This is a genomic window from Streptomyces odontomachi (genome assembly GCF_024435355.1).
Lineage (GTDB): Bacteria > Actinomycetota > Actinomycetes > Streptomycetales > Streptomycetaceae > Streptomyces > Streptomyces odontomachi.
The window spans coordinates 160,728-186,263 of sequence record NZ_JAMJWG010000003.1 but is presented as its reverse complement, the minus strand read 5'-3'; the positions used below and the strand labels follow the sequence as shown (position 1 = coordinate 186,263).

Genomic DNA, 25,536 nt, shown 5'->3' with positions numbered 1-25,536 from the left:
TACGCGCAAGTGGTAGGCCGGGTCGCCGCGCAGGGGGAGGTGGGCCGGGCACCCGGCGGGCCACACTGGGGCGCATGGGTGGGGGTGCGGAAAACGCGGACCGGTGGTGGAGCGGCGCGGCGGGCCGGTGGCGGACCCGGGCGGTGGACCGCTGGCGGTCCGCTGGGCTGGCGCTGCTGCGCCCCGATCCGCCACCGCATACGTCCCGGTGGACGTGGACGGCCGACGCGGTCCTCGCCCTCGCGCTGGCGGTCTGCACGGTGACCGCGGCGCAGCGACCGCACGACGCGGGCATGCCGCCGGACCCGGCGGTGGTGTTCGGCCCGGGCGCCGTCCCCGTGCCGGCCGTGCCCCGGCTGCCCCGGCCCATGTCTCCGATGCCTCCGGGAATGCTGCCGGCGGACGCGCCCGGGCAGGCCGCGCACGTGTGGGCCGGATACCTCACCCTGGCGGCGCTGGCCGCGTTGCCGCTGGTGGTGCGCCGCCGGTATCCGCTGGCCGCCTTCTGGGCGGTGATCGTGCTGACGTCGCTGTTCAACGCGCGCGAGGGCGCCGGCGATTCGACCGTGTACACGTTCCTGTCCTGCGTCGTCGCCGCCTACAGCGCCGCCGTCTACAGCCCCCACCGGCGATCCGCCCTGGTCAGCCTGGTGGCGGGGGCCGGCCTGGTCGCGATACGGCACGACGAGAACTTCCCGTACTTCACGCCCGGAGTGGTCCCGTTCCTGCTCCTGCTGATGGTAGGCCTCGGAGCCAACGCGATCCACACCTGGAAGCAGCGCGTGCACGTCCTCCAGGAGCAGCAGGAGGCCGCCACCCGGCGCGCGGTCGATCGGGAACGCGCGCGGATCGCCCGCGAGTTGCACGACGTCGTCACCCACAATGTGAGCGTGATGGTGATCCAGGCGGGAGCGGCCCGCAAGGTGATGGGCACCGCGCCGGACCGGGCCCGCGAGGCGCTGCTGGCCGTGGAGGCCGGCGGGCGCACCGCGATGACCGAACTGCGCCACGTCATGGGCCTGCTCACGATGGGCGGGGACGACCGCCCCCTGTCCGGCGACGGGTTCGGTGACCTGTCCGGCCACGCGCCCGCCGACGGCGCCGACCCGGCCGCCGACGCCGACCTCGCCCCCCAACCGGGCCTCGGCCGGCTGCCGGCCCTCGTCGACCGCATACGCGCCACGGGCGTCCCCGTCGACCTCACGGTCACCGGCACCCCCGTCCCGCTTCCCGCCGGTGTCGACCTGGCCGCCTACCGCGTCGTCCAGGAGGCGCTCACCAACACCATCAAGCACGCCGCCGGCGCCCATGTCCTGGTCGCCGTCGAGCACGTCCCCGGTGCCGTGCACGTCGAGGTCTGCGACACCGGCGGCACCGCGGCGGCCCCGGCAGGGCCCGGCGGCGGGCACGGCCTGATCGGCCTGCGGGAGCGCCTCGCCGTCTACGGAGGCACCCTCGCCACCGACCCGCGCCCCACCGGAGGCTTCCGGGTACGCGCCGTCATCCCCGTCGAGGAGACCGAGGACACCGGGACGGTCGCCATGCCGGCAGGGGCGCCCTCATGACCGGGCCACCCCGTACGACGGCACCGCCGCGGGTGGTGATCGCCGACGACCAGGCGCTGGTCCGCACGGGTTTCAGCATGATCCTGGCCGCCGACGGCATCGACGTGGTCGCCGAGGCGGCGGACGGCGAGCAGGCCGTGGCGGCGGCCCGCCGCACCCACCCCGACCTGGTCCTGATGGACATCCGGATGCCGGGTCTCGACGGCCTGGAGGCCACCCGCCGGATCCTCTCCGACCCGGCCCTGCCCGACCCGCCACGCGTCCTCATCCTCACCACCTACGACCTGGACCGCTACGTCTACGCGGCCCTCGCCGCCGGCGCCAGCGGCTTCCTCCTGAAGGACGTCACACCCGAACACCTCGTCGCCGCGGTCCGCCTGGCCCGCACCGGCGACGCGCTGCTCGCCCCCGCCATCACCCGCCGCCTGATCGAACGCTTCGTCTCACGCGGCGGCCCGGGCACCGGTGACGCCACGCTCCACCGCGACCTGTCGGCCCTCACCCCGCGCGAACGCGAGGTCCTCCAGGCCCTCGGCACGGGCCTGAGCAACGCGGAACTCGCGGCCCGCTTCGGCCTGAGCGAGGCCACCGTGAAGACCCATGTGGCCCGCATCCTGGCCAAGTTGCGGATACGCGACCGTGCCCAGGCGGTGGTGGTGGCCTACGAGACCGGCCTGGTCACGCCGGGTTCGGGGGCCCGTCCACCGGACGGTGAAGAAACCGGACCACCCTCGAGGCACCGTCGAGGCACCGTCAGTCGACGCGTTCCAGGTGGCTCCGGGGTTCCGTGAGGCTGTTGGCGTCGCCGATGTCGAGGCCGCCGTTCTCGCCGGGGAGGTAGATGTGCGACATGCCGCTGGGGCAGCCGGCGTCGGACTTGTCCGGGTCGACCTCGTACGGGCCCATCACCAGGATGCCGTCCCGGATGGAGATCAGGGACTCGGTCCACGCGCAGTGCCTGCCGTGCACGGTGCCGGTGGTGTGGACCACCGGGGCGCCGACGGGCCCCTGGGAGACGGTGACGGTGGCGCCGTCGGCGCCGTTCGGGTCGTGGGTCGCATGGGGGTAGGCGGTGCTGGCGCCGGGCGGCGCCGGGCGCCAGGTGCCCAGGTAGGAGGTGGGAACCACACGCTTGCCGGTGTTCGCCCTGGTCAGGTCGGCGCTCATGTCGCCGGACACCCAGTGCAGCCCGTCCTTGGTGACGGTGACCGTCTGGTGGTCGGGCAGCGAGCACGGCGCGTCCGGGGCGTCGGCGGGATGGGTACGGGTCACCTCGCCCGAGTCGAGGACGGCCCGGCGGTCGGTGCGCTCGCGCAGGCCGGCCTTGGCCTCGCACAGCTCGTCGACGGTGCCGAGCAGGAGTTGCGCGGTGCCGGAGCCAGCTCCGGCGTCGGTACCGGTACCGGTACCCGCGTCGGTGCCGTCCCGGTCCTCGTCCGACACCTTCGCCGGTGAGCGGCTGGACGAAGGGCCCGTTCCGTCGTCGGGCAGCACCAGGCGGACGTAGCGGATGCTGCGTTGGCCGGTGGAATTGACCTGCCCCTCCCAGGTGCCCAGCAGCTCGGGCGGTGCGCCGGTCGCGCTCGGGCTGGTGACGGGGCTGCCGCTGCCGCCCTGCGTGCCCGTGTCGCCCCGGTCGCCGTCGCCCGGCAGGTTCGCGACGACCAGCGCGAGCACGGCCGCGACGACGACCCCGCCCGCGCCGAGCAGCGCGGCACGCACCCGGTGGCGCTGCGCGGCCGGCGCGAGCGGTTCTCCGGCACCGTGCGTCGGCGGTGACACGGCGGTCGTCATCGGCGCGGCGGACGGCCCGGGTGCCGGGGAAGCCGTGGACGGCTGCGGGGTGTGCGGGCCCTGGGGTGCGAGCGGCAGGGTGCCGGTGTGCGGTTGCGGGACCCGCAGCCCGAGGGCCGGGGTGTCGGTGAACCGATCCGCGTCCGGCTCCCGGGGCCCGGGCGGCACGGCGTCGGCGGGGGATTCCAGGGTGTACGAGGACGGGGGCGGGGGCAGGGCGGACGGCCAGGCGGTCGAGGCGGCGGCTGCGGCCGGTTCCTGCGGTTCCGCGGGGGAGGCGGACGGGGACACCACCGGGAGGCTGTCGGTGTCCAGCAACTGCGCCGCGTGGCGGCCCAGCTCGGCCAGTACGGCACCCGGCAGCCAGGGCTCCGCTTCACTCGCCGCGGACCCCGTGCGCCGGGCGACGTCCGCGGGGGTGGGCCGTGCGGTGGGGTCCTTGTGCAGGCAGTCCCGTACGACGTCGGCGAGCCCGGCCGGCAGCCCGGTCAGGTCCGGCTCGTCGTAGGCGACCCGGTAGAGCAGCGCGTGCACCCCGGACGTCGCGGCACCGAACGGGGGCCGCCCGGTCGCGGCGAAGGCGAGCACGGAGCCGAGGCAGAACACGTCGGACGCGGCCGTGAGCCGCTGCGCGCGCACCTGCTCGGGCGACATGAACCCGGGCGAGCCGACCACCGCGCCGGTACGGGTGCGCACGGCGTCGACGACGGTGTCCAGGGCGCGGGCGATGCCGAAGTCGATGACGCGGGGGCCGTCCACGGTCAGCAGCACGTTCGACGGTTTCAGGTCGCGGTGGATCAGGCCGGCGGTGTGGATGGCCTCCAGGGCACGGGCCAGGCGGTGCGCGAGCACCCGCACGGAGGACTCCGGCAGCGATCCGTGCGCGTCGACCACCGCGTTGAGCGGGGGGCCGGGGACGTAGCCGGTGGCGACCCAGGGCACCTCGGCGTCGGTGTCCGCGTCGAGGACGGGCGCGGTCCACTCGCCACCGACCCGGCGCGCCGCGGCGACCTCCTGGGCGAACCGTCGCCGGAACTCCGGCTCGGCCGCGTACTCGCGCTGCACCAGCTTCACGGCGACCGTACGCCCACCCTGCGACCTGGCCAGATAGACGCGACCCATGCCGCCCGCACCGAGCCGACCGAGGAGCCGGTAGGGGCCGATGTGTTCCGGGTCGTCCGGCGTGAGCGGATCCACGTGCTTCCCCTTCCCCCTGCCGTGGGGCGGCGGTTGGCGCCGCGTTCGAATCCGGCGGGCCGATCCTCGCACAGGCTCCTGTGACGGGGGTGACGGTTGGGGGAGCCGGTGCCCGTGCCCCTCGGCGCGGGGCGGCTGCGCCGGGGTCAGCGGGGCGGCTGCGCCGGGTCAGCCGGTCCAGCGGAGGAAGTTGGTCCAGGCGGGGCCTGCGACGGTGAGGGTGGGGCCGGTGGGGGATTTGCTGTCGCGGATGTGGATGGTGTGGGGGCAGGCGGATATCTCTACGCAGTTGCCGCCGCTGTCGTTGCTGTATGTGGACTTGCGCCAGTGGTAGGCGACTTCGAGGCATTCGCCGCCGCTGTCACTGCTGTGGCTTGACTTGAACCACCGCAGAGTGCCGGTCATCATCAACCTCCTGCCAACTTCTGGATGAGGCCCAGCGATTCGTCAGGACTCAGAGCCTCAGATCGGATCTTCGCATAGCGCTGGGCATACGTGCTTACCTTGGCGGGGTCGCTGATCAACATGCTCTCGTCCTGTGGCTCCAGGTACACCAAGTGGTCGTGCTCCAGAGTCTCCAGCAGTGTCATGGAGCCGCGAGCTGCTGCGTAGGTCCCCCGTAATCCACGGTCCAGTGGCATCACTTGAATGGTGACGTTACGCCGCTGAGCAAACTCGGCAAGATGGATGAGTTGGTTTCGCATGATCTCCTTGCTGCCGATTTCCCGACGCAACACGGCCTCGTCGAGGATCAGCTCGATCAGTGGCATCGGCTCACGCTCGAACAGGGATTGCCGGGCCATCCGAGCCTCCACCAGTTCCTCCAGCCGCTCAGTCTTGAGGGGCGGGTAGCCGCCGGCGATCAGCGCATGGGCATAGGCCTCGGTCTGGAAAAGCCCGTGAATCACAATGGTGACGTACGTGGATAGCGTCAACGCGCGTTGCTCCAAGGGCACATAGTTCTTGAACTGCGCGGGGTACTTGTCCAGCCGAACGTACTCCCGGGCGTTCTCGAAGACCCCCAGCCCCGCCCCGATCGCCCCCTCCAACTTGACCAGCATCGCGTCACTCGCCGGCTGCGCGCACGTCTCCATCGCGCTGATGGCGGCCCCGCTGTACCCGGTCATCTCGCCCAACTCCACCTGGGAGAGGTTCTGCTGCTCCCGCAGGGCCTTCGCCAGGTCGGCGACGAGACGTGTCACCGCCCCGGCCGCCTCCTTGTTCTCTGCTCGCGCGATTGCAATCACCACCCGGTCTCAACCGGCCTCAACCGGTCTCAAGTGATCGGCGACGATTTCCGACCGTTGCCGATGGTCGACTCAGAGTCATGGAAAAACTAACTCCGTGTCAGTTGACTGGAGGCATGAACGCAGAAAGTCACCAGGTGAACCTGGTGCCCGAGTCCTTGCCCTGGTTGCCCGCGACCGGGTTCCAGCTGCGCAAGGCGGGAGTCCAGTTCGACGCGGTGCGCGTCGAGGGCGAACGGGGCCGCGAGGTCGCCGACGCGCTCGCGCGGATGACGGGCGGGGAGCCCGGCCCGATCGTCGAGGAGGCGAACGGGAACCGGTACGTCTACTTCCTGGTCGACGTCGGCAGTACGGCGTTCCGTGTGTGGCCGGACGGGGTCCGGCAACTGACGGCACGCCCCGACCACGTCGCGTACATCCCCGTCCCGGCCCTCGGCGGCTATACGTGGCCGCTGTCGTGGCGCTACCGGCCGACCGTCGACGGCCACTTCGTGCACGCGCTGCTGCTGAACACCGCGCTGAGCGCGTGAGACTTCCGGCCCGGGTCCGGGCCGGCTGATCCAAGAAGAAGCAAGAAGTAAGGAGAGCGGTATGACCGCATTGCTTGAGCGGCCCGAGGTGGTATACCGGCGGTATACTGTCGTGATGGCCGACACCACTGTCAAGGTTGACCCCGCCGTCCGAGACCGGCTCCTGGTGCTTGCCAGGGAGCGTGGGATGACGATGCGCGACCTGATCGCGGAACTCGCCGGGGCGACCCCGACCAAGGAAGAACTCCAGGCGCGGTACGAGGCGACGAAGGCGTACTGCGAGACGCACTTCGGTGTCACGTTCACCGATGAGGACCACGACAGGGCCGAGCAGGTCTGGAAGGACTTGGAGGCCGCGCGGCCCGTGGACAGCCTGTGAAGCACGGATCGACGGCGGTGCTCTACGACGAGACGGCGTTGCTCGCCCTCGGCTCGGGTAACTCGCTGGCCTCGCAGTTCATCGCCAACACCGAGCACGGCCCGACCCGGCACGTGTACGTTCCCGCGCTGTGTCTGGCAGCTGCCGACGGCAGGCGCAAGGGACTCGCCGAGCACGTGGGCGCCCTCCCCGCCGCCGAGATCGTCGAACTCGACTTCGCGGGGGCGACCGCTGTCGGCGCACACCTTCGGAACGGGGGAGAGTGGCGCATCGCGCACGCGGTGCACCTGTCGCGCCCGACACCCGACTGGCCGGACGGGCGCCCCGTCGTCACCACCTCACCTGATCTGTACGCGGACCTGCCGCTCGTACGGACCATCAGGTTGCCGCAGCAGCGGTGAACCACGGCGGGCCCGGGGTGCCCACCCGCACCCCGGGGCCCGCCCGACCGCACCACGTCTCACGCCGCCGCGCCCGATTCGAGCGCGTCGGTCACGCGGGCCTGCCGCGTGCTGGACACCAGGAGAACGAGGGCTTGGAGGAGCGCGCCGGAAAGCCCGACGCACAGGGCGAACCGGTAGCCGACCCGGTCGGCGAGCAGCCCGCCGAGCGGCGCTCCCACCGCGACCATTCCCCAGTTCAACGAGCGGATCGTGGCGTTCATGCGGCCGCGCAGCCGGTCGGGCGTGACGGACTGCCGGTAGCCCACCCCCACCGGGCTTTCGACACCGATCGCCAGACTCACCACGAAGAAGGCCAGCGCCACCGCGGGCAGCGCCCAGGGCCCACGTGCCGCGAGGACCAGGGGCAGCCAGCCGACCGCGGCGAGCAGCCGGAACACGACCAGGGTGGTCCCGACATCGAGCCTGCCAGCGGTGCGCCCCGAGAGTGCGCCGCCGATGACGGAGCCGACGCCGGCACACGCGTAGGTGGCTCCCAGCCCGAAGCCTCCGATCGTCAGCTCGTGCAGGGCGAAGACCACGAACACGGTGGACACCATGGTGTTGAACAGGAGCATGGCGTGCGAGGTCAACGCCATGGGGCCCAGCGTGCGATGCCGGTACACCCAGGCCACCCCTTCCCGCAGTTCGCTGCCCAGGCTGCGCCGCGCGCTCCGGTCGGGGACCGGGTCGGGTGTTTTCAACGAGGCCAGGAGCAGGCCGGAGACCAGATAGCTGAACGCGTCGACCAGTACGGCGAACGGCGCGCCCACGACTTTGATCAGCACCCCGGCGAGCAGCGGACCGGTCGAACCGGCGACCGCGCCGGCCTGTTCCACCCGGGCGTAGCCGGCGCCCAGCAGCTCTTTCGGGACCAGCCGAGGCACATACGACTGGTTGGCCGCTTCGAACAGCAGGCACAGCACGCCGAACACGAAGACGAACAGGCACAACGTGCCGATGTTGAGCCGGTGCGTCAGATGGAGGAGAGGGATCGCGCCGAGTACCGCCGCGCGGGCGAGATCCGTGGCGACCAGCAGGGGTCTTCGGCGGCAGCGGTCCACCAGCACCCCGGCCACCAGCCCGAACAGGAGGTACGGCACCCAGCGGGCGGCGCTGACCAGTCCCACCTCGGTGGCGGACGCGCTCAGCGTGACGGCGGTGAGGATCTGTAGGGCGAGCCCGGTGATCTGCGAGCCGAAGGCCGACACCGCGGAGGCGGTCCAGAAGCGTATGTATCCGGGAACCTCGATCAGACGCGACACAGGCCGCCCCCTCAGTCCGCGCGCTTCAGGTGGCCCATCTGCTCCGGCTTGGCGTCGGGGCCGCCGAAGAGGAGGGTGCCGTCGTCCTCGGGGGCGTAGACATGCGTGGTGCCGCCGGAGCGGCAGCCGTCGTCGGAGGTGTCCGGGTCGACCTCGTAGGGGCCCATGAAGAGGGCGTTGCCGTTGTCGACGGCGAACAGGATCTCGTGCCAGGTGCAGTGCCTGCCGTGCACGGTGGCGGTGGAGCGGGCCACCGCGGTGCCGAAGGGGCCCTGGGTGATGGTGATCGTGGGAGCGCCGCCGGTGCCGTCCGCGCCGGCGGGCCAGGGCACGACGGTGCGCAGGCCACTGAGGTCGGCCCCGGCGCCTTGGGGCCTGACCGGGTGCCAGGTGCCCACGTAGGCCGTGGGGACCGCGCGCTCGCCCGTGTTCGCCCTGGTCAGGTCGGCGCTCAGGCCGCCGGAGACCCAGTGCAGGCCCTTCTTGGTGAGGGTGATCGTCTGCTGGTCGGCCAGGGCGCACGGGCCGTCGGGGCCGTCCGACGGGTGGATACGGGTGACCTGGAGCGGGGCGAGGACGAGGCGGTCGGCGGTGTGGGCGTGGTGCTCCGCCTCGGCCTCGCACAACTCGTCCGGGGTGTTGAGCAGCAGCCGTGCGGTGGGGGGCTCCGCTGCCGCCTGCCCCAGCGTCCCCGTCCGGTGGGCGATCCCGTCTGCGATCTCGTCTGCGATCCCGTCCGCGGTCTCGTCCGCGGTCTCGTCATCCGTCCCGTCGGTGGTCTCGTGGGGCGCGGTGCCCCCGGTCAGCGTCAGGCGCATGTACCGCACGTCCTGCTGCGGGGTGCCGGACACGTCGCCCTCCCAGGTGCCGGCGAAGCCGGCCGGGAGGACGTCTGCCTTCCCTGTCTCCTCGCTCGGAGTGGCGCTCCTGGAGGAGGTGACGCCGCCGTTCTGCGGACTCTTCCCCGCGTCCTTGCCGTCCCCGTCGCCGGGGCCGTCCAGCAGGTTCACCACCAGCACGGCGCACACGGCGGCGACCACCACCCCGCCCCCGCCGAGCAGCGCGGCACGCAGCCCGCGGCGGGGCGCACCACGGGTGCCCGAAGCCGCGTTGGGCGCCGTCGTGTGCAGTCGTGGGCCGTGCGACCCGAGGGACATGGTGCCGGGGTCCGAAGGCGGGGCGTACGGGGGCGCGGACGGCGGAGACGGGGGCGAGCCGACGGCGGACATGGTGGGCGCGTGCGGGGGACCGGTCGGGGTGGGCGGGGCGGCGGGTTCCCGTGGTGGCACGGGGGCGCCGTCCGTGTCGAGCAACTGCGCCGCCTGGCGGCCGAGTTCCGCCAGCAGCGGGCCGGGCAGCCAGGGTTGTTCCTCACGCGCTGCCGCTGCGGACCCGGCGGGGGCGGTGGCCAGCGCGGTGCGCCGGGCGATCTCCTGCGGTGTGGGCCGCGCGGCCGGGTCCTTGCGCAGGCAGTCCCGTATGACGTCGGTCAGCCCGGCCGGCAGCCCGGTCAGGTCCGGCTCCTCCTCGGCGATCCGGTACAGCAGCGCGTGCAGTTCGCCCGCCGTGTCGCCGAACGGGGTCCGCCCGGTCACCGCGAACGCCAGCAGCGAGCCGAGGCAGAACACGTCGGACGCGGCCGTGACGCGCTGCGCGCGCACCTGCTCGGGCGACATGAAGCCGGGCGAGCCGACCACCACCCCCGTCTGGGTGCGCACCGCGTCCACCGCGTCCACGACGGTGTCCAGGGCGCGGGCGATGCCGAAGTCGATGACGCGGGGGCCGTCGACGGTCAGCAGCACGTTCGACGGTTTGAGGTCGCGGTGGATCAGGCCGGCGGTGTGGATGGCCTCCAGGGCACGGGCGAGGCGGTGCGCGAGCACCCGCACGGAGAACTCGGGCAGCGGCCCGTACGCGTCGACGACACTGCTCAACGAGGGGCCGGGCACGTAGCCCGTGGCCAACCACGGGACCGCCGCCTCGGTGTCCGCGTCCAGCACGGGCGCGGTCCAGGCGCCGCCCACCCGACGTGCCGCGGCGACCTCCTGGGTGAACCGGCGGCGGAACTCCGGCCTGGCGGCGAACTCCCGTCGCACCAGCTTCACCGCGACCGTGCGCCCACCCGGTGGCCTGGCCAGGTACACCTGCCCCATGCCGCCGGCACCGAGCCGCCCGAGCAGCCGGTAGGGACCGAGCTGGACCGGGTCGTCGGCCGTGAGCGGATCCACGTACTCCCCTGTTCTTCAGATGTTCTTCAGAACGGCGCTGATTCAGAACGGTGCTGATCGTGCAGGGTGCACGGCGATCGTAACCCGCCCCTGGCGCCTTCCGCGTACGGTTGTCGGCCGTTGTCCGGTACCCGCTACCCGTGCAGGGGCGCCGTTCGCAGGGACGAAGTTCAGCCGCACAGCTCCTTCGCCGCCAGATCCGTCATGTCCTCCGGTACGAAGCCGAAGGGGCGGCTGAGCTGGAGCAGTTCGCCGGTCTGACGGAGCTTGTGTGTTCCCCGTCGGCCATGCCACTCGCGTGCTGGAGCAGCTTCACTGCCACGTGGCGTCGTACGACCCCGTCCCAGGCGGCCCAGACCTCGCCCATCCCGCCGCGGCCGAGCAGTTCCCTGAGCTCATACCGGTCCGCGAGCACGCGGCCGACACCCTCTGGCATCCCCCCAACCCCCGCTGTTCTGTGGCGGGGCGTCAGCACAGTGCGCGGCTTCGCGTGTGCGCAGGCTCGTCATCCGGCGTCGGCGCCGAAGTCCGGCAGGACCAGCGAGCCGTCCTCGGCCAGGGTGAAGCCCGGGTTGTGGGCGATCTCCCAGGAGTGCCCGTCCGGATCGGTGAACACGCCCGCGTAGCCCCCGTAGAAGGTCTCCGCCGCCGGCCGGCTGATCGTGGCGCCGGCCTGCCGCGCGGCGTCCATCAGGGCGTCCACCTCCTCCCGCGAGCGGAGGTTCTGCGCGAGCACGATGCCGCCGAAGGTGCCCGCGGGGGCGCGGTCCTGACGTCCGCTGTCGTCGGCGAGCTTGTCCCGTGACCACAGGATCAGAGCGAGGCCGCCGGCCTGGAAGAAGACGGTTTCCGCCATCTCCTGACCGCGCCAGCCGAGTTCTTCGTAGAACGCCTTGGCACGGGGGAGGTCGGTGACGCCGAGGGTGACGATGCTGATGCGCTGTTCCATGGGGACCAGTGTGGCCCCATGGAACGCGGCCCACGCCGTTGTGCCCCGTTGGGGTGCGTGGCGGGTCGCCGGGGGCTGCTTGGCGACCCTGCGGGTCGTCACCGTCCGGGTGGGGCTGTGTCTGTCGTGTTCGGACCACCGGTCGGTGGGTGGTTGCTCGCGCAGTTCCCCGCGCCCCTTTGTGAGGTGCCTTCGGCACCATCCCAGGGTTGAGGGTGCTCCTGCTTTCCTGGGGGGCGCGGGGAACTGCGCGACAAGCTACGACGAGACCGTCGGGTCGTCAGCGTCCGGGTGGGGCCGTGGCGGTCGTGCGCGGCCCCGGGGTGGGTCGCCCGCGGCGCGTACGCGGCCGGCGACGCCGCCCGCACCGCGGACCCGACCCGCGCCTCGGTCGGTACTGGTCAGGTCAGTACTTGTTCGGCCGGTACGCGTCGTAGTCGTCCGTGCCGAGACCGTACGTCAGCGTGCGGTGGTCCGTGCCGTGACCGCCCCGCTGTTCGTACGCCCAGTACGCGGTGTGCGCCGAACTGGTCCACTTCTCGAAGATGACCGCGTGCCGGGTGGTCGACGTGCCCGTCGCGTCGATCACCAGGTCGCCCTTCTCCAGGTTGCCCATCGCGATCTTCGACGTGTAGGTGCTGGTCGCCAGGCCGACGGTGTTGGGTCCCGGCTTGGCGAGTTCCAGCGCCATGCTGACGTAGCCGGAGCAGTCGGTGCGGTAGCCGTCCCAGGTGGCGGACTGGCTGTAGGGGACCTGGTGGCCGTCGTCGGCGGTCAGCCAGGTCTGGGCGCGGGCGATGACGGTGTCGCGTGTGACGGCGGCGGCATCGCGCGAGGCCGCGGCGGACACGCCGTGGACACCGGTGTGTGCGGTCGTCGCGGTCGCGACGGGTGCGAGGGGGAGCAGCAGGGCCGCGCACGCCGCTGCCGGGATCAGTGCATGGGTGATGCGCTTCATCCGTGGTCCTCCGGTGGGGGGTGGGAGGTCGATCGGTGCGTCACCCTCCCGTATATGTCAGGGACGCGTCAATAACACGCAACGGGGCGCCAACTCACCGCGTCCCACTTTGCGCAGTGCCGCGTAGGGTTACGTCCGATACATGTCGTCAGTTCGATGTAGTCGGTTCGATGTCGTCCGTTCGTACGCGCCACGTCCCTCAGCTCGTACGCGCCACGTCCCGGGGAGGCAGGCACTACCATGCGCGGCCCCGCCGTAACCCGTAGCACCCTGCGCCAACAGATCGCCGACGCACTCCGCGACGAGGTGCTGGCCGGGCGGCTGACCCCGGGGCAGGAGTTCACCGTCAAGGAGATCGCCGAGCAGTACGGGGTCTCCGCGACCCCGGTGCGCGAGGCGCTGGTCGATCTCTCGGCGCAGGGGCTGCTGGACTCGGTGCAGCACCGCGGATTCCGGGTCCACGAGTACTCGTTGGACGACTACCGGGGCATGATCGAGGCCCGCAACCTGGTGGCCGACGGCATCTTCAGCGACCTCGCCGAACGGGTCGCGACCTGCCGCCCCCAGGAACTGCGACACCTCGCGCCCCGTGACGAGGCCACGCTGCGCGGCGTCCGCCGCCGCGCCGAGGAGGCCCGCCGCGCCGCCGTCGGCGGTCACCTGAACGTCCTCATCGGCTACGACCTGCGCTTCTGGCGCGAGCTGAACGCGCTCTTCGGCAACCCCTACCTCGCCGACTTCCTGCACCGGCTGCGCGTCCAGTGCTGGGCGTGCGCCGTGCCGCTGCTACGCAGCCAGGCCGACCTCAGAGGGCGGCTGTGGGCCGGGCACACCGACCTGGTGGACGCCCTGATGCGCCGTGACCCGTCCGCCGCGCGCGCCGTCATCTCGAGCTGCAACGCCCACTGGCTCGCCCTGGTCGAACGGCTGTCGGCTGAATGAGCGCGGTGGACCTGACCGTCGTCGTTCCGGCGTACGACGAAGAAGGTCGCCTGGGCCCGACGTTGGAGGCGATCTGCGCGTATCTGCGGGGGGACGGGGCGGCCGGGGGATCGGAGGAGGCCGGCGTCGGCGCCGGCGGCGCTGACGGGCGCCGGCCGTCGCACGCTCCCGGACCCTGGGGCGAGTGGGAGCTGATCGTCGTGGACGACGGCTCCACCGACCGTACCCGCCGGATCGCCGCCGAGGCCGCCGCACGCGAACCGCGCATCCACCTCGTCACCGGTGACCGCAACCGTGGCAAGGGCCACGCCCTGCGGCAGGGCGTGCTCGCCTCCTACGGGCGCCGGGTGCTCGTCACGGACGCCGACCTGGCCACCCCCATCGAGGAACTCGACGCGCTCGACAAGGCGCTCGACGACGGGCACGCGGCCGCCATCGGTTCACGTGCGATGCCCGGCGCCCGCATCGACGCCCACCAGCACCCGCTGCGCGAGCTGCTCGGCCGCACCGGCAACTACCTGATACGCGGCGTCGCGGTGCCCGGCATCCGTGACACCCAGTGCGGCTTCAAGCTGTTCGACGGCGAGGCCGCCCGTGAGGCCTTCGCCGCGTCCCGGCTCACCGGCTGGGGCATCGACGTCGAGATACTGCGCCATCTGCGCCGCACCGGACGCCGGGTCGCCGAGGTGCCGGTGCGCTGGGCGCACCAGGACGGCTCCAAGGTGCGGGCCCTGGACTACCTGAAGGTGCTCGCCGAGCTGACCGCCCTGCGGACCAGGCCGCTGCGCAACGCGGTACGTGCCGTGCGCCCCGCGGACGTCGTCGCCGTCGTCCTCTTCCTCGCCGCGTCCTTCGCCCTGAACTGGGGCCGGTGGAGCGGCGGCGGTCCGAGCGGGCGCTATCTGCCGGACTCGCTCCAGGACCAGAACCAGTGGGAGTGGTTCTTCGCGGTCACCGCCGACCACGTGGCCCATCTGCACGATCCGCTGTTCACCACGCTCCAGGGCTATCCGGACGGCGTGAACCTGATGGCGAACACCGCCATGCTCGGCCTGAGCGTCCCCTGCGCCCCGCTCACCTGGCTGCTCGGCCCGGCCGTCACCCTCTCCCTGGTCATGACGGTGGGCCTGGCCGCGACCGCCGCCGCCTGGTACCGGCTGATCCTGCGCCGGATCGCGCCCGGCCGCCCGGCGGCCACCGTCGGCGCCCTGCTCGCCGCCTTCGCGCCGCCGATGGTCAGCCACGCCAACGCGCACCCGAACTTCGTCGTCCTCTTCATGATCCCGCCGATCATCGAACGGGTGCTGCGGCTCGCCGAGGACGGCACCGACCGGGCGGTGCGGCATGGCGCCGTCCTCGGTCTGTACGTGGCGTACCAGATCTTCCTGGGCGAGGAACCGCTGCTGCTCGCGGCGATCGGCCTGGTGCTGTTCCTGGCCGCGTACGGGGCGGTGCGGCGGGACGCGGCGCGGGCGGCGTGGCGTCCGCTGGTGTACGGGCTGCTGGTCTCCGTCGCGGTGTGCCTGCCGCTGGTGGTCTACCCGCTGCACTGGCAGTTCTTCGGACCGCAGAGCTACGGCGGCATGCTGCACGGCAAGCGGTCCGCCAACAGCCCGCTCGCGTTGCTCTCGTTCGCCGAGCGCTCGCTCGCGGGAGACGCGGCCACGGCCGCCCGGCTCGCCGACAACCCGACCGAGCAGAACGCCTTCTACGGCTGGCCGCTGGTCTCCCTCGCCTTTGCGATCACCCTGCGGTGGTGGCGCCGTCCGGCGGTGCGCGCGCTGGCGGTCACGGCACTGCTGGCCGCGGTCCTCTCCCTCGGCGTGCGCATCCCCGTCCCGTTCACCCACGCCACCCTGCCGGGCCCTTGGCGGCTCGTCGCCCACCTGCCGCTCTTCGAATCGGTCATCGAATCGCGGATGGCGATGGTCTGCGCACCCGCGCTGGGGATGATGGTGGCGGTTGCCGTGCAGGGGCTGCTCGGGACCGGGACGGAGCAGGCGGGCGCGCGCCTGAGGGGGGTGCCCCGCGGACGGGTCCTCCGGGTGACCCTTCGGACGTTCCTCCGGGCGAGCCTGCGAGCCGTCCGCCGCGCACCCCTGCGCACCGTCCTGCGGATCGCGGGACTCGCCGCCGTCGCCGCCGCCCTGCTGCCGATCGTGCCCCGGCCGCTCAAGGCGGTGGACCGGGCGCCGGTGCCGGCCTTCATCGCCGACGGCACCTGGTCGGTGTATCTCCCGGACCCCGACACCCGCACCGGCGAGACCCTCGTGCCGGTGCCGCTGCCCGATCCCGGAAACGCCGAGGGGCTGCACTGGCAGACCATCGCCCACCTGGGCTTCAGCCTGCCCGGCGGCTACTTCAACGGCCCCTACGGACTCGACCGCGTCGGCATCTACGGCGCCCCGCCCCGCTGGACCTCCCTCCTGCTGCGCCAGGTGAGCGGGACGGGCCGGGTCCCCGAGATCGACGCCGTGTGGCGGGCCCGGGCCAAGGCCGACCTCGCGTTCTGGAAAGCGGGGTTGGTGGTGCTCCCGCCCCAGCGGAACGACGTGGCACTCCGCCGCGTCCTGCGCGAACTGCTGGGCCGCCCGGGAACGTGGGTCGACGGCGTCTGGATCTGGGACCTGCACGGCCCCGCGGGGACGCGAGGACGTAAGACGAGAGACGCGGGGACGTGAGGACGCGGGGACGTAAGACGAGAGACGCGGGGACGTGAGGACGTGAGGACGTAAGCGGACGTGTGGACGTGCCGACGCAGGCACGTGACGGCCTCGAGGGTGAACCGGCCCTTCCGCCGGGTACGCACCGGGCCAGGGGCCGACATGCCGCCGACGCATTACGCTTTCTTGACCGTGTGACGCGCTTCACGTGCCGTGGGCGGCGCCGATGCGCGCGAACCAGATGACCGTACGACCCCCGTACGACCCCCGTACGAGCCGTAGGCGACCTACGTGAGGAGTGCTCCTTGGCCTGTGACCTGTGGCTGGTCCCGCTCGTCGACGTGCTGTGCCACAGCCCCGACAACCCGTTCGCCGAGGAACTGGCGCTCTACGACCGCACGCTCGGCGAGGCCGGGCTCCCCCCGGTGCCGGTCTACGCCTACATGCCGGGCCTGTCCGGCGACGTGGCGCCCGTCGCCGGCTTCGACTACGACGCACTGCACTTCCTCCGGCGCGCCTATCTGCTCCAGATGTGCGGCCTCGCGGTGACGCCGGTCGACGAGCTGGGCGGGGACTACGAGCAACTGCTGGAGATGTTCGAGTCCACGGCCCAGCAGTCCCACCTGGTCTGGCACTACGACCACGCGGGAGCCTACGTGCCGGTGGACTTCGCCGAGCCGCTGTGCAACGACGACCTGCTGGCCGGGGGCGGGCCGCTGGGGTCGTCGCACGCGCTGCTGCGGGAGTTGGAGTACGTGGCACCGTCGATCGGGATCGACCCGTCGAAACCCCCGGCGGCACCCCGGCCGCCCACGGCGCCCACGGAGTTGGAGGAGCCGGCGGCACCGGTACCGGCGGACGGTGATCCGTTCGCGCGGGAGCGGCACGTGTGGGCGGGACTGCACGCGGCGGCGATGCGGAGCCTGGCACAAGGGGCGATGATGGTCTTCAGCTGACCGCCACCCGGCACGCCCCGGCGTGCACGGGGCGTGCCGGGCGCGCCCGGTGTACCCGGGCGATCGGGTGCCAGGGCCGCCCGGGGCGCCCGGGGCGCGGTCGGACGCGTGCTCCGCCGGTCGCGACGGGGGCGCGTCCGCCGTTCCGAAAGGGGACGAGGTGCTCGCCCACTGACCGCCGTCCAGGAAGAGGACGTCCGGCTCTCGGACACCGGCCGGGTCGAGGCGTTCAGCGACGCCGTCCTCGCCATCGTGATCACGCTTCTGGTGCTCGACCTCAAGCCGCCCCCGCACCGGCCCGGGCGTCTCCCGTACGCACTGGGGCAGCTGTGGCCCTCGTACCTCGCGTTCCTGGTCTCCTTCTGCTACGTCGGGGTCATCTGGCTGAACCACCACGCCCTCTTCCGGCGGGTACGGCGGATGGCGATCGGGCTGAAGTGGATCAACCTGGGCATCCTCTTCGGGGCGGTGATCGTGCCCTTCCCGACCGAGATCCTCGCCACCGCGTTCGCCGGGGGGAGCCGGCACGACGAACGCGTGGCGGTGGTGGTCTACGCGGCCGCAGCTGCGGTCATGGGCGGCCCGTGGTGGGGAGCGTTCACCTATCTGCGGTCCCGGCCGCACCTGCTGGAGCCGGGCGTGACGGCGTCCTATCTGCGCATCCAGCGAGTCCGTCCGCTCACCGGCGTGGTGCTGTACGTGGTCTGCGGGATCGGCGGCTGGTTCATCGCCCCGTGGGTGGGGCTGGTGTGCGTGATCGTGGTCATCCTCTACCACGCCCTCACCAGCGAGGGCCTGTACGAGGGCCCGCTCGGCCGGCTCGTCAGGTCCGTCCGACGGTGATCGTCACATTCGGTATCCGTCGGTTGTCCGGTGATCGTCGCATCGGGTGATCGTCACAGGTCGAGCACCACGGCGTCGCGGGGCGTCGAACAGCAGGTCAGCGCGTTGCCCTCGGCCGGCGGGTCCACGGGTTCCGGGAGGTACGCCACCTCGCCGGACAGCAGCCCGGTCTCGCAGGTGTGGCAGATGCCGGTCCGGCAGCTCCAGCGGACCGGCACGTCACACGCCTCGGCGAACTCCAGCAGGCTCGCGTAGGCCGGGTCCCAGTTGGCGCTCAGGCCGCTGCGGGCGAACGACACCTCGGGCCCAGGACCCGGCGGGCCCTTCGGCGGGTGGGGCGGACCGGACGGCTCCGTGCCGGCGGTGACCCCCGGCGTGACGGCGGGTTCGGTGCCGAAGGTCTCGGTGTGGATCAGGCCCGGGTCGATGCCGTAGTCGACGAGACCGGCGTGCAGGTCGCGCAGGAAGGCCTGCGGCCCGCACAGGTAGGCCGCCGCCCTCGTCGGCACCCCCAGCTGCGCGAAGCGCCCGGCGGACAGGTGCCCGGCGGCCGCGTAGTCCCGGCCGAGGCGGTCGCCGGGCAGCGGCGCGCTGTAGCAGACGTGCGCGTGGGCGCGGGGCAGCCGGGCCAGCAGGGCGTCGGACTCCGCGGCGAAGGCGCGCTCCGCACCGTTGCGCGCCCCGTGCAGCCACCACACCTCCCGACCGGAGCGCTCGGCGGCGAGCGCGTGCAGCATGGCCATCTCGGGCGTGACGCCGACGCCGCCGGAGACCAGCAGGACCGGATCGTCCCCGGGGGCGAGGGTGAACGTGCCGCGCGGCGCGGCCACGTCCAGCAGGTCCCCCTCGTGCACGTGCTCGCTCAGCTGCCCGCTGGCACGGCCGTGCGGCTCGTGCTTGACGGTGATGCGGTAGCGGCTGCCGTCCGGTGGGCCGGAGAGCGAGTAGCTGCGGATGAGGGGCGCCCCCTGCGACGGGGGGTGCAGCCGCAGGGTGAGGAACTGGCCGGCGAGGGGCACCGGCAGCGGCTCGTCCCGCTCGCCCGTGAACGTCAACGAGAAGATGTCCCGGCTCTCCCGGGTGATCGCCGTGACGCGCATCGGGCGGAAGCCGGGCCAGGCGGGCTTCGGCGCCCCGGCCGCCGCGTTCAGCGCCGGGTTGCCGCCCGCCGTCCCCGTACCGGCACCCTGGTCGAGGAGCGTCTGCAACGAGGACTGCCAGCCGGGACTGAGCGCCGGGATGCGCCGGGCCCGCGCGATCCTCTCCCGGTCCTCCGGCCGGTGGCCCGGCAGGTACAGCAGCGCGTCGATCTCCGCGACGGTGACGCCCTCCGGTCCCCGCACCACCCGCACGATCTCGTCGCCGGCCGTGACCTGCCCCTCGGTGAGCACTCGGAAGTAGAACCCGGGCCGGTGGTGGGAGACCAGCAGCGCGGCCATCTGCGGCTCGCCCATGCGCATCCCCACCCGGTAGCAGGTGACGCGTGGCTGGGTGACCTCGAAGACCGCCGTGCCGATCCGGTAGCGGTCCCCGATGCAGACCTCGTCGTCGGCGAGCCCGTCGACGGTGAAGTTCTCCCCGAACTGGCCGTAGCCGAAGTCGTCCCGGCCGAAGTGCTCCTGCCAGTACCGGTAGGAGTCGATCTGGTAGACGAGCACGGCGCGCTGCTCGCCGCCGTGGCCCTGGAGGTCGCCCTGCCCGTCCCCGTCGATGTTGAGCCGCCGCACCGTCTGCGGTCCCGGCACGGACTGCTTCCACACGCCGGTGTAGACGGTGCGGTCGTGCCACGGCACGTGCCGGGGAAGACCGACGTTGACCGACAGCAGCCTCGCCACCCGCTCACCTCGCAGCGCTCGGCCCCCTACGCCCATCGTCGCCCGGTCGCGTGCCGGCGCAAGCGGGGCGCGACCGGGGCAGGACCCGCGCCGCGGGGGCACCGCTCGCCATCAGGACCGCTTGCCGTCGCGTGGCTGGCAGTGCGGGCACCACACCGTGGCACGGCCCGAGACCCGGTCACGCCGTAGGCCCGTGCCGCAGCGCGGGCACCGGGCGGGATCGTCGTCGCGGTGGCCGGTGAGCCAGGTGGCGCGGTCCGGGATGCGGCCGGCCTGGACCGTCGCCTTCAGGGTGCTGCGCATCTCCTTGTAGAGGCGTGCCCGGTCGGCGTCGGTGAGCGTGCCGACCGGGGTGTCGGGGGCCAGCCGGGCCCGCCACAGGAGTTCGTCGGCGAGCAGGTTGCCGAGCCCCGCCAGCAGCGACTGGTCGGTGAGCGCCGACTTCACCCCGCCCCGCCGCCGGGCCAGCCGCTCGTCGAACTCCGCCTGGCTCACCTGCGCGGCGTCGGGCCCCTGGTCCGCCAGCATCCGCTTGGCCCCGGCGTCGTCGACCAGCCACAACCCCTTCAACTTGCGCTGGTCGCGGTAGCGCAGCTCGCGCTCGTGCCGGCCGCGCTGCGCCGGTGCCACGGTGAAGACCACCCGGTCGTGCGCGTGCCGCTCCTCGCCGGGTGCACAGCACACCAGCCGCCCCGTCATGCCGAAGTGCAGCAGCACGGTGGGGGAGCCGTCGGCGTCGTCGTCGCCCGAGGTGCGGGCCAGCAGCCACTTGCCGTGCCGTTCGGGCGCGGCGAAGGACCGGCCCGTCAGCTCCCGCCGCAGCCGGGCGGCGCTGACGTCGTGCAGCACACCGGTGTCGTACACATCCACCCGCCGGATCACCGCGTCCTGCGCACAGGACGCGAGGACCTTCCGGAACGCCTCCACGTCGGGGAGCTCGGGCATGGACCTCCACCACCTCGCCGTGCACCGTCGTGGCCTCGGCCGCCCGGTCCCGGGCCGCCCACCACGGGTGCCCAGGCCGGGCCCCGGGATGCATGGGACGTCGGGCCGCCCGAGCACGTAGGCTCGTGTTCGGGCGGCTGCCATGCGGGCGGCTCGCCATTGATTGAAATACAGACCACTCACCGCAACCATTCATTGAGTCACCACGACGAAACCGCAACCAGCTCCGCGAAAGCGGGCGCCGGTTCAGGCGCAAAGGACATCCCGAACGTGATTCCCGGTGGTGGGCAGCCCAACATGCAGGAGCTGCTCCAGCAGGCCCAGAAGATGCAGCAGAACCTCGCGCGTGCGCAGGAGGAGCTGGCACAGACCGAGGTCGAGGGACAGTCGGGCGGTGGCCTGGTGCGGGCGACCGTGACCGGTGCCGGCGAGCTCCGCGGGCTGCACATCGACCCGAAGGCGGTGGACCCGGAGGACACCGAGACCCTCGCCGACCTGATCGTCGCCGCGGTGCAGGCGGCCAACGAGAACGCCCAGCAGGTGCAGCAGGACAAGCTCGGCCCGCTCGCCCAGGGTCTCGGTGGCGGCGGCTTCCCGGGCCTCGGCGGCGGCGGTGGCTTCCCGGGCCTGGGCGGCCGCTGACCCGGTCGGCGGCGCACGGGCGGGGCCCGGTCCCGCCCGTCGGGCCCGGTCTGGCCCGGGCCGGCCGGAATCGTCCCGAGGCTTCAAAGAACGCGGTCCGGCGAACTACGGTTACCGGTCGGGGCCACCACCAGCCTCGACCGGCACCGGGTACGACCGGAGCCGGTCCCCAGCGACCCGGACAGCCACCGCCGACGACCGTACGACCACCGTCCACGACCGTACGACCAGCACGACCTGCGAGGTCGCGCGACCTGTGAGACACAGACCACGGGAAACCCGTGGGCCGGAACGCGTGAGACCCGTTCCGGGGGCAAGGCGCACGACAGGGCACGGCGGAGGCCGGACACCCCGGCATCCGCACCAGGCAAGAGAGGCAGTCCGTTGTACGAAGGCGTGGTCCAGGACCTCATCGACGAACTGGGCAGGCTGCCCGGCGTCGGTCCCAAGAGCGCGCAGCGGATCGCCTTCCACGTGCTCCAGACCGAGCCGGCGGACGTACGGCGACTGGCCAACGCCCTGATGGAGGTCAAGGCGAAGGTCAGGTTCTGCGCGGTGTGCGGCAATGTCGCGCAGGAGGAACGCTGCGGCATCTGCCGTGACGCCCGGCGGGACGGCGCCGTCATCTGTGTCGTCGAGGAGCCCAAGGACGTCGTGGCGATCGAACGGACGCGCGAGTTCCGCGGCCGGTACCACGTGCTCGGCGGCGCGATCAGCCCCATCGAGGGCGTCGGCCCCGACGACCTGCGGATCCGCGAACTGCTCACCCGGCTCGCGGACGGCACCGTCACCGAGCTGATCCTGGCCACCGACCCCAACCTGGAGGGCGAGGCCACGGCCACGTACCTCGCGCGCATGATCAAGCCCATGGGCCTCAAGGTCACCCGCCTGGCCAGCGGCCTCCCGGTGGGAGGGGATCTGGAGTACGCGGACGAGGTCACCCTGGGCCGCGCTTTCGAGGGGAGACGACTCCTAGATGTCTGACACCACGCTGCACGCGACCACACCCGACGCCGACGGCGCGCGGAAGGCACTCGGCGCCGACCCGGACGACTTCTCGGTGCAGATCTCCGATCAGATCGAGAGCTTCATCGTCGCGGTCACCGAGGTGGCCAAGGGCGACGAGCCGGACTCCGCCATCCCGTTCCTGCTGCTGGAGGTCTCCCAGCTGCTGCTGGCCGGCGGCCGGCTCGGCGCGCACGAGGACATCGTCCCCGACGAGCGCTACGAGCCCGACCTCGGACCCGAGCGGGACGCCGAGGAGGGTGCCGAGCTGCGTGACCGTCTCGCGGCCCTGCTCGAGCCGATCGACGTCTACTCCGAGGTCTTCGACCCGTACGAGCCCCGCAAGGCGCCCGTCGCCTGCCGGATCTCCGACGACCTGGCGGACGTCGTCACGGACCTGAGGCACGGCATGGCGCACTACCGCGCGGGCCGGGCGCCCGAGGCGCTGTGGTGGTGGCAGTTCTCGTACTTCTCCAACTGGGGCGCCACCGCGTCCGGCGCGCTGCGGGCCCTCCAGTCCCTGGTGGCGCACGTCCGCCTGAACCAGCCCCTTGAGGAGCTGGACGGCCTCGACACCGACCAGGACCTCGGCGAGGACTCCCTCGCTGAGGAGGCCGGCCGGGTCATGGCCGAGGAGATCGCGGCACCACTGGGCCTGCGCGACAAGGGCGAGTGAGCGGTGCCCCCGCGCCCTGTGCGGGGCGCGGGGGCCGTGCTCAGAGCTTCGCCGAGATGATCGGCGCCAGGTGGTCGGTGATCACCCGGTGGCCCTGGTCGTTCGGGTGGACGCTGTCGGACATGTCGGCGTCGCTCAGCCAGCCGGTGGTGTCGACGAAGGACACCCGGCTGTCGCCCTCGCCGTTCACCGCCTGCACGGCGGCCTGGGTCTGCGGCACGTACCGCCCCCGGAAGGTCTGCAACGCGAAGATCCACGCATTGGGGTAGGCGGCACGGACCTTGTGCAGCAGGCTGGTGTAGGCGCTCTGGAACGTCGTCGTGGACACCGAGTGGCCCACGTCGTTGGTGCCGAGGTTGATCACCACCGCGTTCGCCTGGTAGCGGGAGAAGTCCCAGCTGGGCGTGGCGGCGTTCGGATTGAGCTTGGTGAACTGCTGCTCCAGGCCCACGCAGCCGTCCGAGGTGGCGACCAGGCAGGCGCCGCCCTGGGCGATCTGGGTGTGGTCGGCGCCCAGCTTCTCGCCGATCAGCCAGCCGTAGGCGGTGCTCGCGTTCTGCGAGGTGGTGGTGCCGACGGTGATGGAGTCACCGACGAACTCGATCAGATGCGAGGGCGTCGCCGCTTTGAACGTACTGGCGCCGCTGTCCAGGACGAGCCCCTGGAAGACCGCGTCACCGTGGTACGAGCCCGCCACCACCTGGTAGTGCACCCGCAGGGTGTGGTTGCCGGACGACAACTTGTTCGGCGTGAGATCGACGGTGCCGGAGACGTCGTCGTAGAAGACGTCGGTGCCGCCGTCGATGCTGGCCCACAGGTCGATGGTGTTGCGTTGCTTCAGCTTGACGGTGGTCCCGGTGAACCCGGTGCGGAAGTAGGCGCCCGCCCAGTACGGCGTGTAGGCGGTGCTGGAGCTGGTGGTGTCCCAGCGGCCGACGAAGGTGATGTTCGGGTCGCCGGGCTGCCCGGGGGCAGCAGCGGTGGCCGCCGTGGTGGCCGTCGCGGTCGCCGTCGTCGCCCGCGCGCTGCGTGCACTGCTGCCGAGCGCCGCGCTGATGATCGGGGCGAGCTTCTGGGCGACCTTGGTGTGGCCCGCCTCGTTCGGGTGGCCGTTGCCGTCCTCGTAGTCGGTGCCGTCGGTGAGCCAGCCCGTGGTGTCCACATAGCTGACCCGGCTGTCGCCCGCCTGCCGCCGGGCGTCCACCGCGGCCTTGGTCTCGGGAACGTAGCGCTGCTTGAACGTCTGCATCGCGAACAGGTGGGCGTTCGGGTACTTCGCCCGGATCCCTTGCAGCAGCTGCGTGTAGGCGGACTGGAACTCGGCGCTGGTGACGGTGTGCCCGACGTCGTTGGTGCCCAGATTGATGATCACCGCGCTCGCCTGGTAGCGCGAGAAGTCCCAGCTCTCGGTGCCGGTGCTGGCCGTCCTGAAGAACTGCTGGTCAAGACCGACGCAGCCGTCCTTGCTGACCAGGCAGTAGCCGGCGCGCGCGATCTGGGTGTGCCGCATGCCCAGCAGCTCCCCGGTCTTCCAGCCGTACGCGTCCATGGCGAGCCGGTCGGTGAGGTAGCCGGCGGTGATGGAGTCCCCGACGAACTCCAGCAGCCCGGACGAGGCCGACGGCGCGATGGTGCCGGCGCCGCTGTCGAACTGGAGGCCCTCGAAGACGGTGTCGCCCGAGCGGTACTCGATGCGCAGGGTGTGGTTGCCGGAGGACAGCTTGGTCGGCGTGAGGTCGACGGTGCCCTTCACGCCCGCGTAGAAGACGTCGGGGCCGCCGTCGATGCTGACGTAGAAGTTCACCGCGTCCCGGGCGACGACCTTCACCGTGCTCCCGGTGAACCCGGTCCGCAGGTAGGCGCCGGTCCAGTTGGGCACCGCGGTGCCGGACCCGATGGTCCAGCGCCCGACGTAGTCGATGTTGGGATCACTCACCGACCCGTTTCCGGTGACGGCCGTGCTGGCGGTGCTGGCGGCGTGCGCGGGTAAGGCCCCCGCGGCGGCCAGGGCCCAGGTCAGCGTGGCCGCCAGTGCCACGAGCAGCAGGCGGCGGACGGCCTTCCAGGCCGGGTGGGTCATGACAGGTGGCACGGGTGGCTCCTCTCACGGGGGTGGGGGAAATGTGGGAGCGCTCCCAGTCGTCCGATGGAAGCGTTGAATCGGTTCAGAGTCAACAGATGTCACACGGATTGCGTCCGTAGTTCTGACCGTGGTTCGGCATTCCGAACGGGTGGGGTGGGGCCTGCCGGCCCCCTTGGGGCGCCGAAGGCGCCATACAAGGGGTGCGGGGCTGTACCGATATGCCGCTCCGCGGCGTGTGGGCGCGAGCGACTGGCCGTCGGGTCGGTGGTCCGGGTGCGACGGGAGCAGCCTCTTTGGGTTGGTGGCGATCTGGCGGTTTCGTCGGGGCTGGTCGCGCAGTTCCCCGCGCCCCTGATGGGTGGGCACTTTGTGCCCGACATCGGGGTCTGGGGGG

22 protein-coding genes and 1 pseudogene are annotated in these 25,536 nt (G+C 72.3%); 12 read left to right on the top strand and 11 right to left on the bottom strand.

Annotated elements, in window-relative coordinates; translation table 11 throughout:
• Positions 1–74 precede the first annotated feature (74 nt).
• Both NQO67_RS08710 and NQO67_RS08705 read left to right on the top strand, forming a co-directional pair.
• Positions 75–1,565, top strand: coding sequence for a sensor histidine kinase (locus NQO67_RS08710; RefSeq protein WP_255949009.1), 1,491 nt, complete (start codon positions 75–77; stop codon positions 1,563–1,565).
• On the top strand, positions 1,562–2,356 hold the full coding sequence (locus tag NQO67_RS08705) for a response regulator (RefSeq protein WP_255949008.1): 795 nt from the start codon (positions 1,562–1,564) through the stop codon (positions 2,354–2,356). Before NQO67_RS08710 ends, NQO67_RS08705 begins: the two co-directional genes overlap by 4 nt.
• Here NQO67_RS08705 and NQO67_RS08700 read toward each other — a convergent pair.
• From NQO67_RS08700 to NQO67_RS08690, 3 genes are all read right to left on the bottom strand, one after another.
• Positions 2,319–4,556 (bottom strand): serine/threonine-protein kinase, encoded by a 2,238-nt coding sequence (locus NQO67_RS08700; protein WP_255949007.1) that lies wholly within the window; start codon positions 4,554–4,556, stop codon positions 2,319–2,321. The genes NQO67_RS08705 and NQO67_RS08700 overlap by 38 nt on opposite strands.
• Before the next feature lie 168 nt (positions 4,557–4,724).
• Positions 4,725–4,961 (bottom strand): DUF397 domain-containing protein, encoded by a 237-nt coding sequence (locus NQO67_RS08695; RefSeq protein ID WP_255948998.1) that lies wholly within the window; start codon positions 4,959–4,961, stop codon positions 4,725–4,727.
• A gap of 2 nt (positions 4,962–4,963) precedes the next feature.
• Positions 4,964–5,803 carry a helix-turn-helix domain-containing protein gene (locus tag NQO67_RS08690; RefSeq protein ID WP_255949620.1) on the bottom strand — a complete coding sequence of 280 codons (840 nt, stop codon included), beginning with the start codon at positions 5,801–5,803 and terminating at the stop codon, positions 4,964–4,966.
• A 116-nt stretch (positions 5,804–5,919) separates the two neighbouring features.
• Between NQO67_RS08690 and NQO67_RS08685 the strand changes: the two genes are divergently transcribed.
• The 3 genes from NQO67_RS08685 (at position 5,920) to NQO67_RS08675 (ending at position 7,113) form a co-directional block, all read left to right on the top strand.
• On the top strand, positions 5,920–6,333 hold the full coding sequence (locus NQO67_RS08685) for a hypothetical protein (protein WP_255948996.1): 414 nt from the start codon (positions 5,920–5,922) through the stop codon (positions 6,331–6,333).
• 61 nt (positions 6,334–6,394) lie between these two features.
• Positions 6,395–6,712, top strand: a complete 318-nt coding sequence (locus NQO67_RS08680) for a hypothetical protein (protein ID WP_255948994.1) — start codon at positions 6,395–6,397, stop codon at positions 6,710–6,712.
• Entirely contained in the window at positions 6,709–7,113 is a 405-nt protein-coding gene (locus tag NQO67_RS08675) for a PIN domain-containing protein (RefSeq protein ID WP_255948992.1), read from the top strand. The genes NQO67_RS08680 and NQO67_RS08675 overlap by 4 nt, the downstream gene beginning before the upstream one ends.
• 59 nt (positions 7,114–7,172) lie before the next feature.
• On the opposite strand, the gene NQO67_RS08670 is transcribed toward NQO67_RS08675, so the two are convergent.
• The 5 genes and pseudogenes from NQO67_RS08670 to NQO67_RS08650 all read right to left on the bottom strand — a co-directional run bounded on the left by NQO67_RS08670 (position 7,173) and on the right by NQO67_RS08650 (position 12,552).
• Entirely contained in the window at positions 7,173–8,417 is a 1,245-nt protein-coding gene (locus NQO67_RS08670) for an MFS transporter (RefSeq protein ID WP_255948990.1), read from the bottom strand.
• An 11-nt stretch (positions 8,418–8,428) separates the two neighbouring features.
• Positions 8,429–10,645, bottom strand: coding sequence for a serine/threonine-protein kinase (locus NQO67_RS08665; RefSeq protein WP_255948988.1), 2,217 nt, complete (start codon positions 10,643–10,645; stop codon positions 8,429–8,431).
• Positions 10,646–10,815: 170 nt separating this feature from the next.
• Positions 10,816–10,914: pseudogene (locus tag NQO67_RS08660) on the bottom strand (ectoine/hydroxyectoine ABC transporter substrate-binding protein EhuB); the annotation flags it as partial.
• 236 nt (positions 10,915–11,150) lie between these two features.
• Positions 11,151–11,594, bottom strand: coding sequence for a VOC family protein (locus NQO67_RS08655; protein WP_255948986.1), 444 nt, complete (start codon positions 11,592–11,594; stop codon positions 11,151–11,153).
• Positions 11,595–12,000: 406 nt separating this feature from the next.
• A complete protein-coding gene (locus NQO67_RS08650) occupies positions 12,001–12,552 on the bottom strand; it encodes a hypothetical protein (RefSeq protein WP_255948984.1) in 552 nt (183 codons plus the stop codon).
• 240 nt (positions 12,553–12,792) lie between these two features.
• Here NQO67_RS08650 and NQO67_RS08645 point away from each other — a divergent pair, with 240 nt between their 5' ends.
• From NQO67_RS08645 to NQO67_RS08630, 4 genes are all read left to right on the top strand, one after another.
• Entirely contained in the window at positions 12,793–13,494 is a 702-nt protein-coding gene (locus NQO67_RS08645; RefSeq protein ID WP_255948982.1) for a GntR family transcriptional regulator, read from the top strand.
• Complete coding sequence (locus NQO67_RS08640; protein WP_255948980.1) at positions 13,491–16,175, top strand: dolichyl-phosphate beta-glucosyltransferase; 2,685 nt, start codon at positions 13,491–13,493, stop codon at positions 16,173–16,175. Before NQO67_RS08645 ends, NQO67_RS08640 begins: the two co-directional genes overlap by 4 nt.
• Before the next feature lie 287 nt (positions 16,176–16,462).
• Positions 16,463–17,113, top strand: coding sequence for a putative DNA-mimic protein (locus NQO67_RS08635; RefSeq protein WP_255948978.1), 651 nt, complete (start codon positions 16,463–16,465; stop codon positions 17,111–17,113).
• A 33-nt stretch (positions 17,114–17,146) separates the two neighbouring features.
• A complete protein-coding gene (locus NQO67_RS08630; RefSeq protein WP_308295633.1) occupies positions 17,147–17,956 on the top strand; it encodes a TMEM175 family protein in 810 nt (269 codons plus the stop codon).
• A gap of 53 nt (positions 17,957–18,009) precedes the next feature.
• On the opposite strand, the gene NQO67_RS08625 is transcribed toward NQO67_RS08630, so the two are convergent.
• Both NQO67_RS08625 and NQO67_RS08620 read right to left on the bottom strand, forming a co-directional pair.
• Positions 18,010–19,791, bottom strand: coding sequence for an MOSC domain-containing protein (locus NQO67_RS08625; RefSeq protein ID WP_255948974.1), 1,782 nt, complete (start codon positions 19,789–19,791; stop codon positions 18,010–18,012).
• A gap of 111 nt (positions 19,792–19,902) precedes the next feature.
• Positions 19,903–20,736 (bottom strand): DNA-formamidopyrimidine glycosylase family protein, encoded by an 834-nt coding sequence (locus NQO67_RS08620; RefSeq protein ID WP_255948972.1) that lies wholly within the window; start codon positions 20,734–20,736, stop codon positions 19,903–19,905.
• Positions 20,737–21,006: 270 nt separating this feature from the next.
• Here NQO67_RS08620 and NQO67_RS08615 point away from each other — a divergent pair, with 270 nt between their 5' ends.
• From NQO67_RS08615 to NQO67_RS08605, 3 genes are all read left to right on the top strand, one after another.
• Entirely contained in the window at positions 21,007–21,378 is a 372-nt protein-coding gene (locus NQO67_RS08615; protein ID WP_255948970.1) for a YbaB/EbfC family nucleoid-associated protein, read from the top strand.
• 384 nt (positions 21,379–21,762) lie between these two features.
• Entirely contained in the window at positions 21,763–22,362 is a 600-nt protein-coding gene (gene recR, locus NQO67_RS08610; RefSeq protein WP_255948957.1) for a recombination mediator RecR, read from the top strand.
• A complete protein-coding gene (locus NQO67_RS08605) occupies positions 22,355–23,059 on the top strand; it encodes a DUF5063 domain-containing protein (protein WP_255948946.1) in 705 nt (234 codons plus the stop codon). Before recR ends, NQO67_RS08605 begins: the two co-directional genes overlap by 8 nt.
• 40 nt (positions 23,060–23,099) lie before the next feature.
• On the opposite strand, the gene NQO67_RS08600 is transcribed toward NQO67_RS08605, so the two are convergent.
• Entirely contained in the window at positions 23,100–25,151 is a 2,052-nt protein-coding gene (locus NQO67_RS08600) for a GDSL-type esterase/lipase family protein (RefSeq protein ID WP_255948944.1), read from the bottom strand.
• Positions 25,152–25,536: the final 385 nt, after the last annotated feature.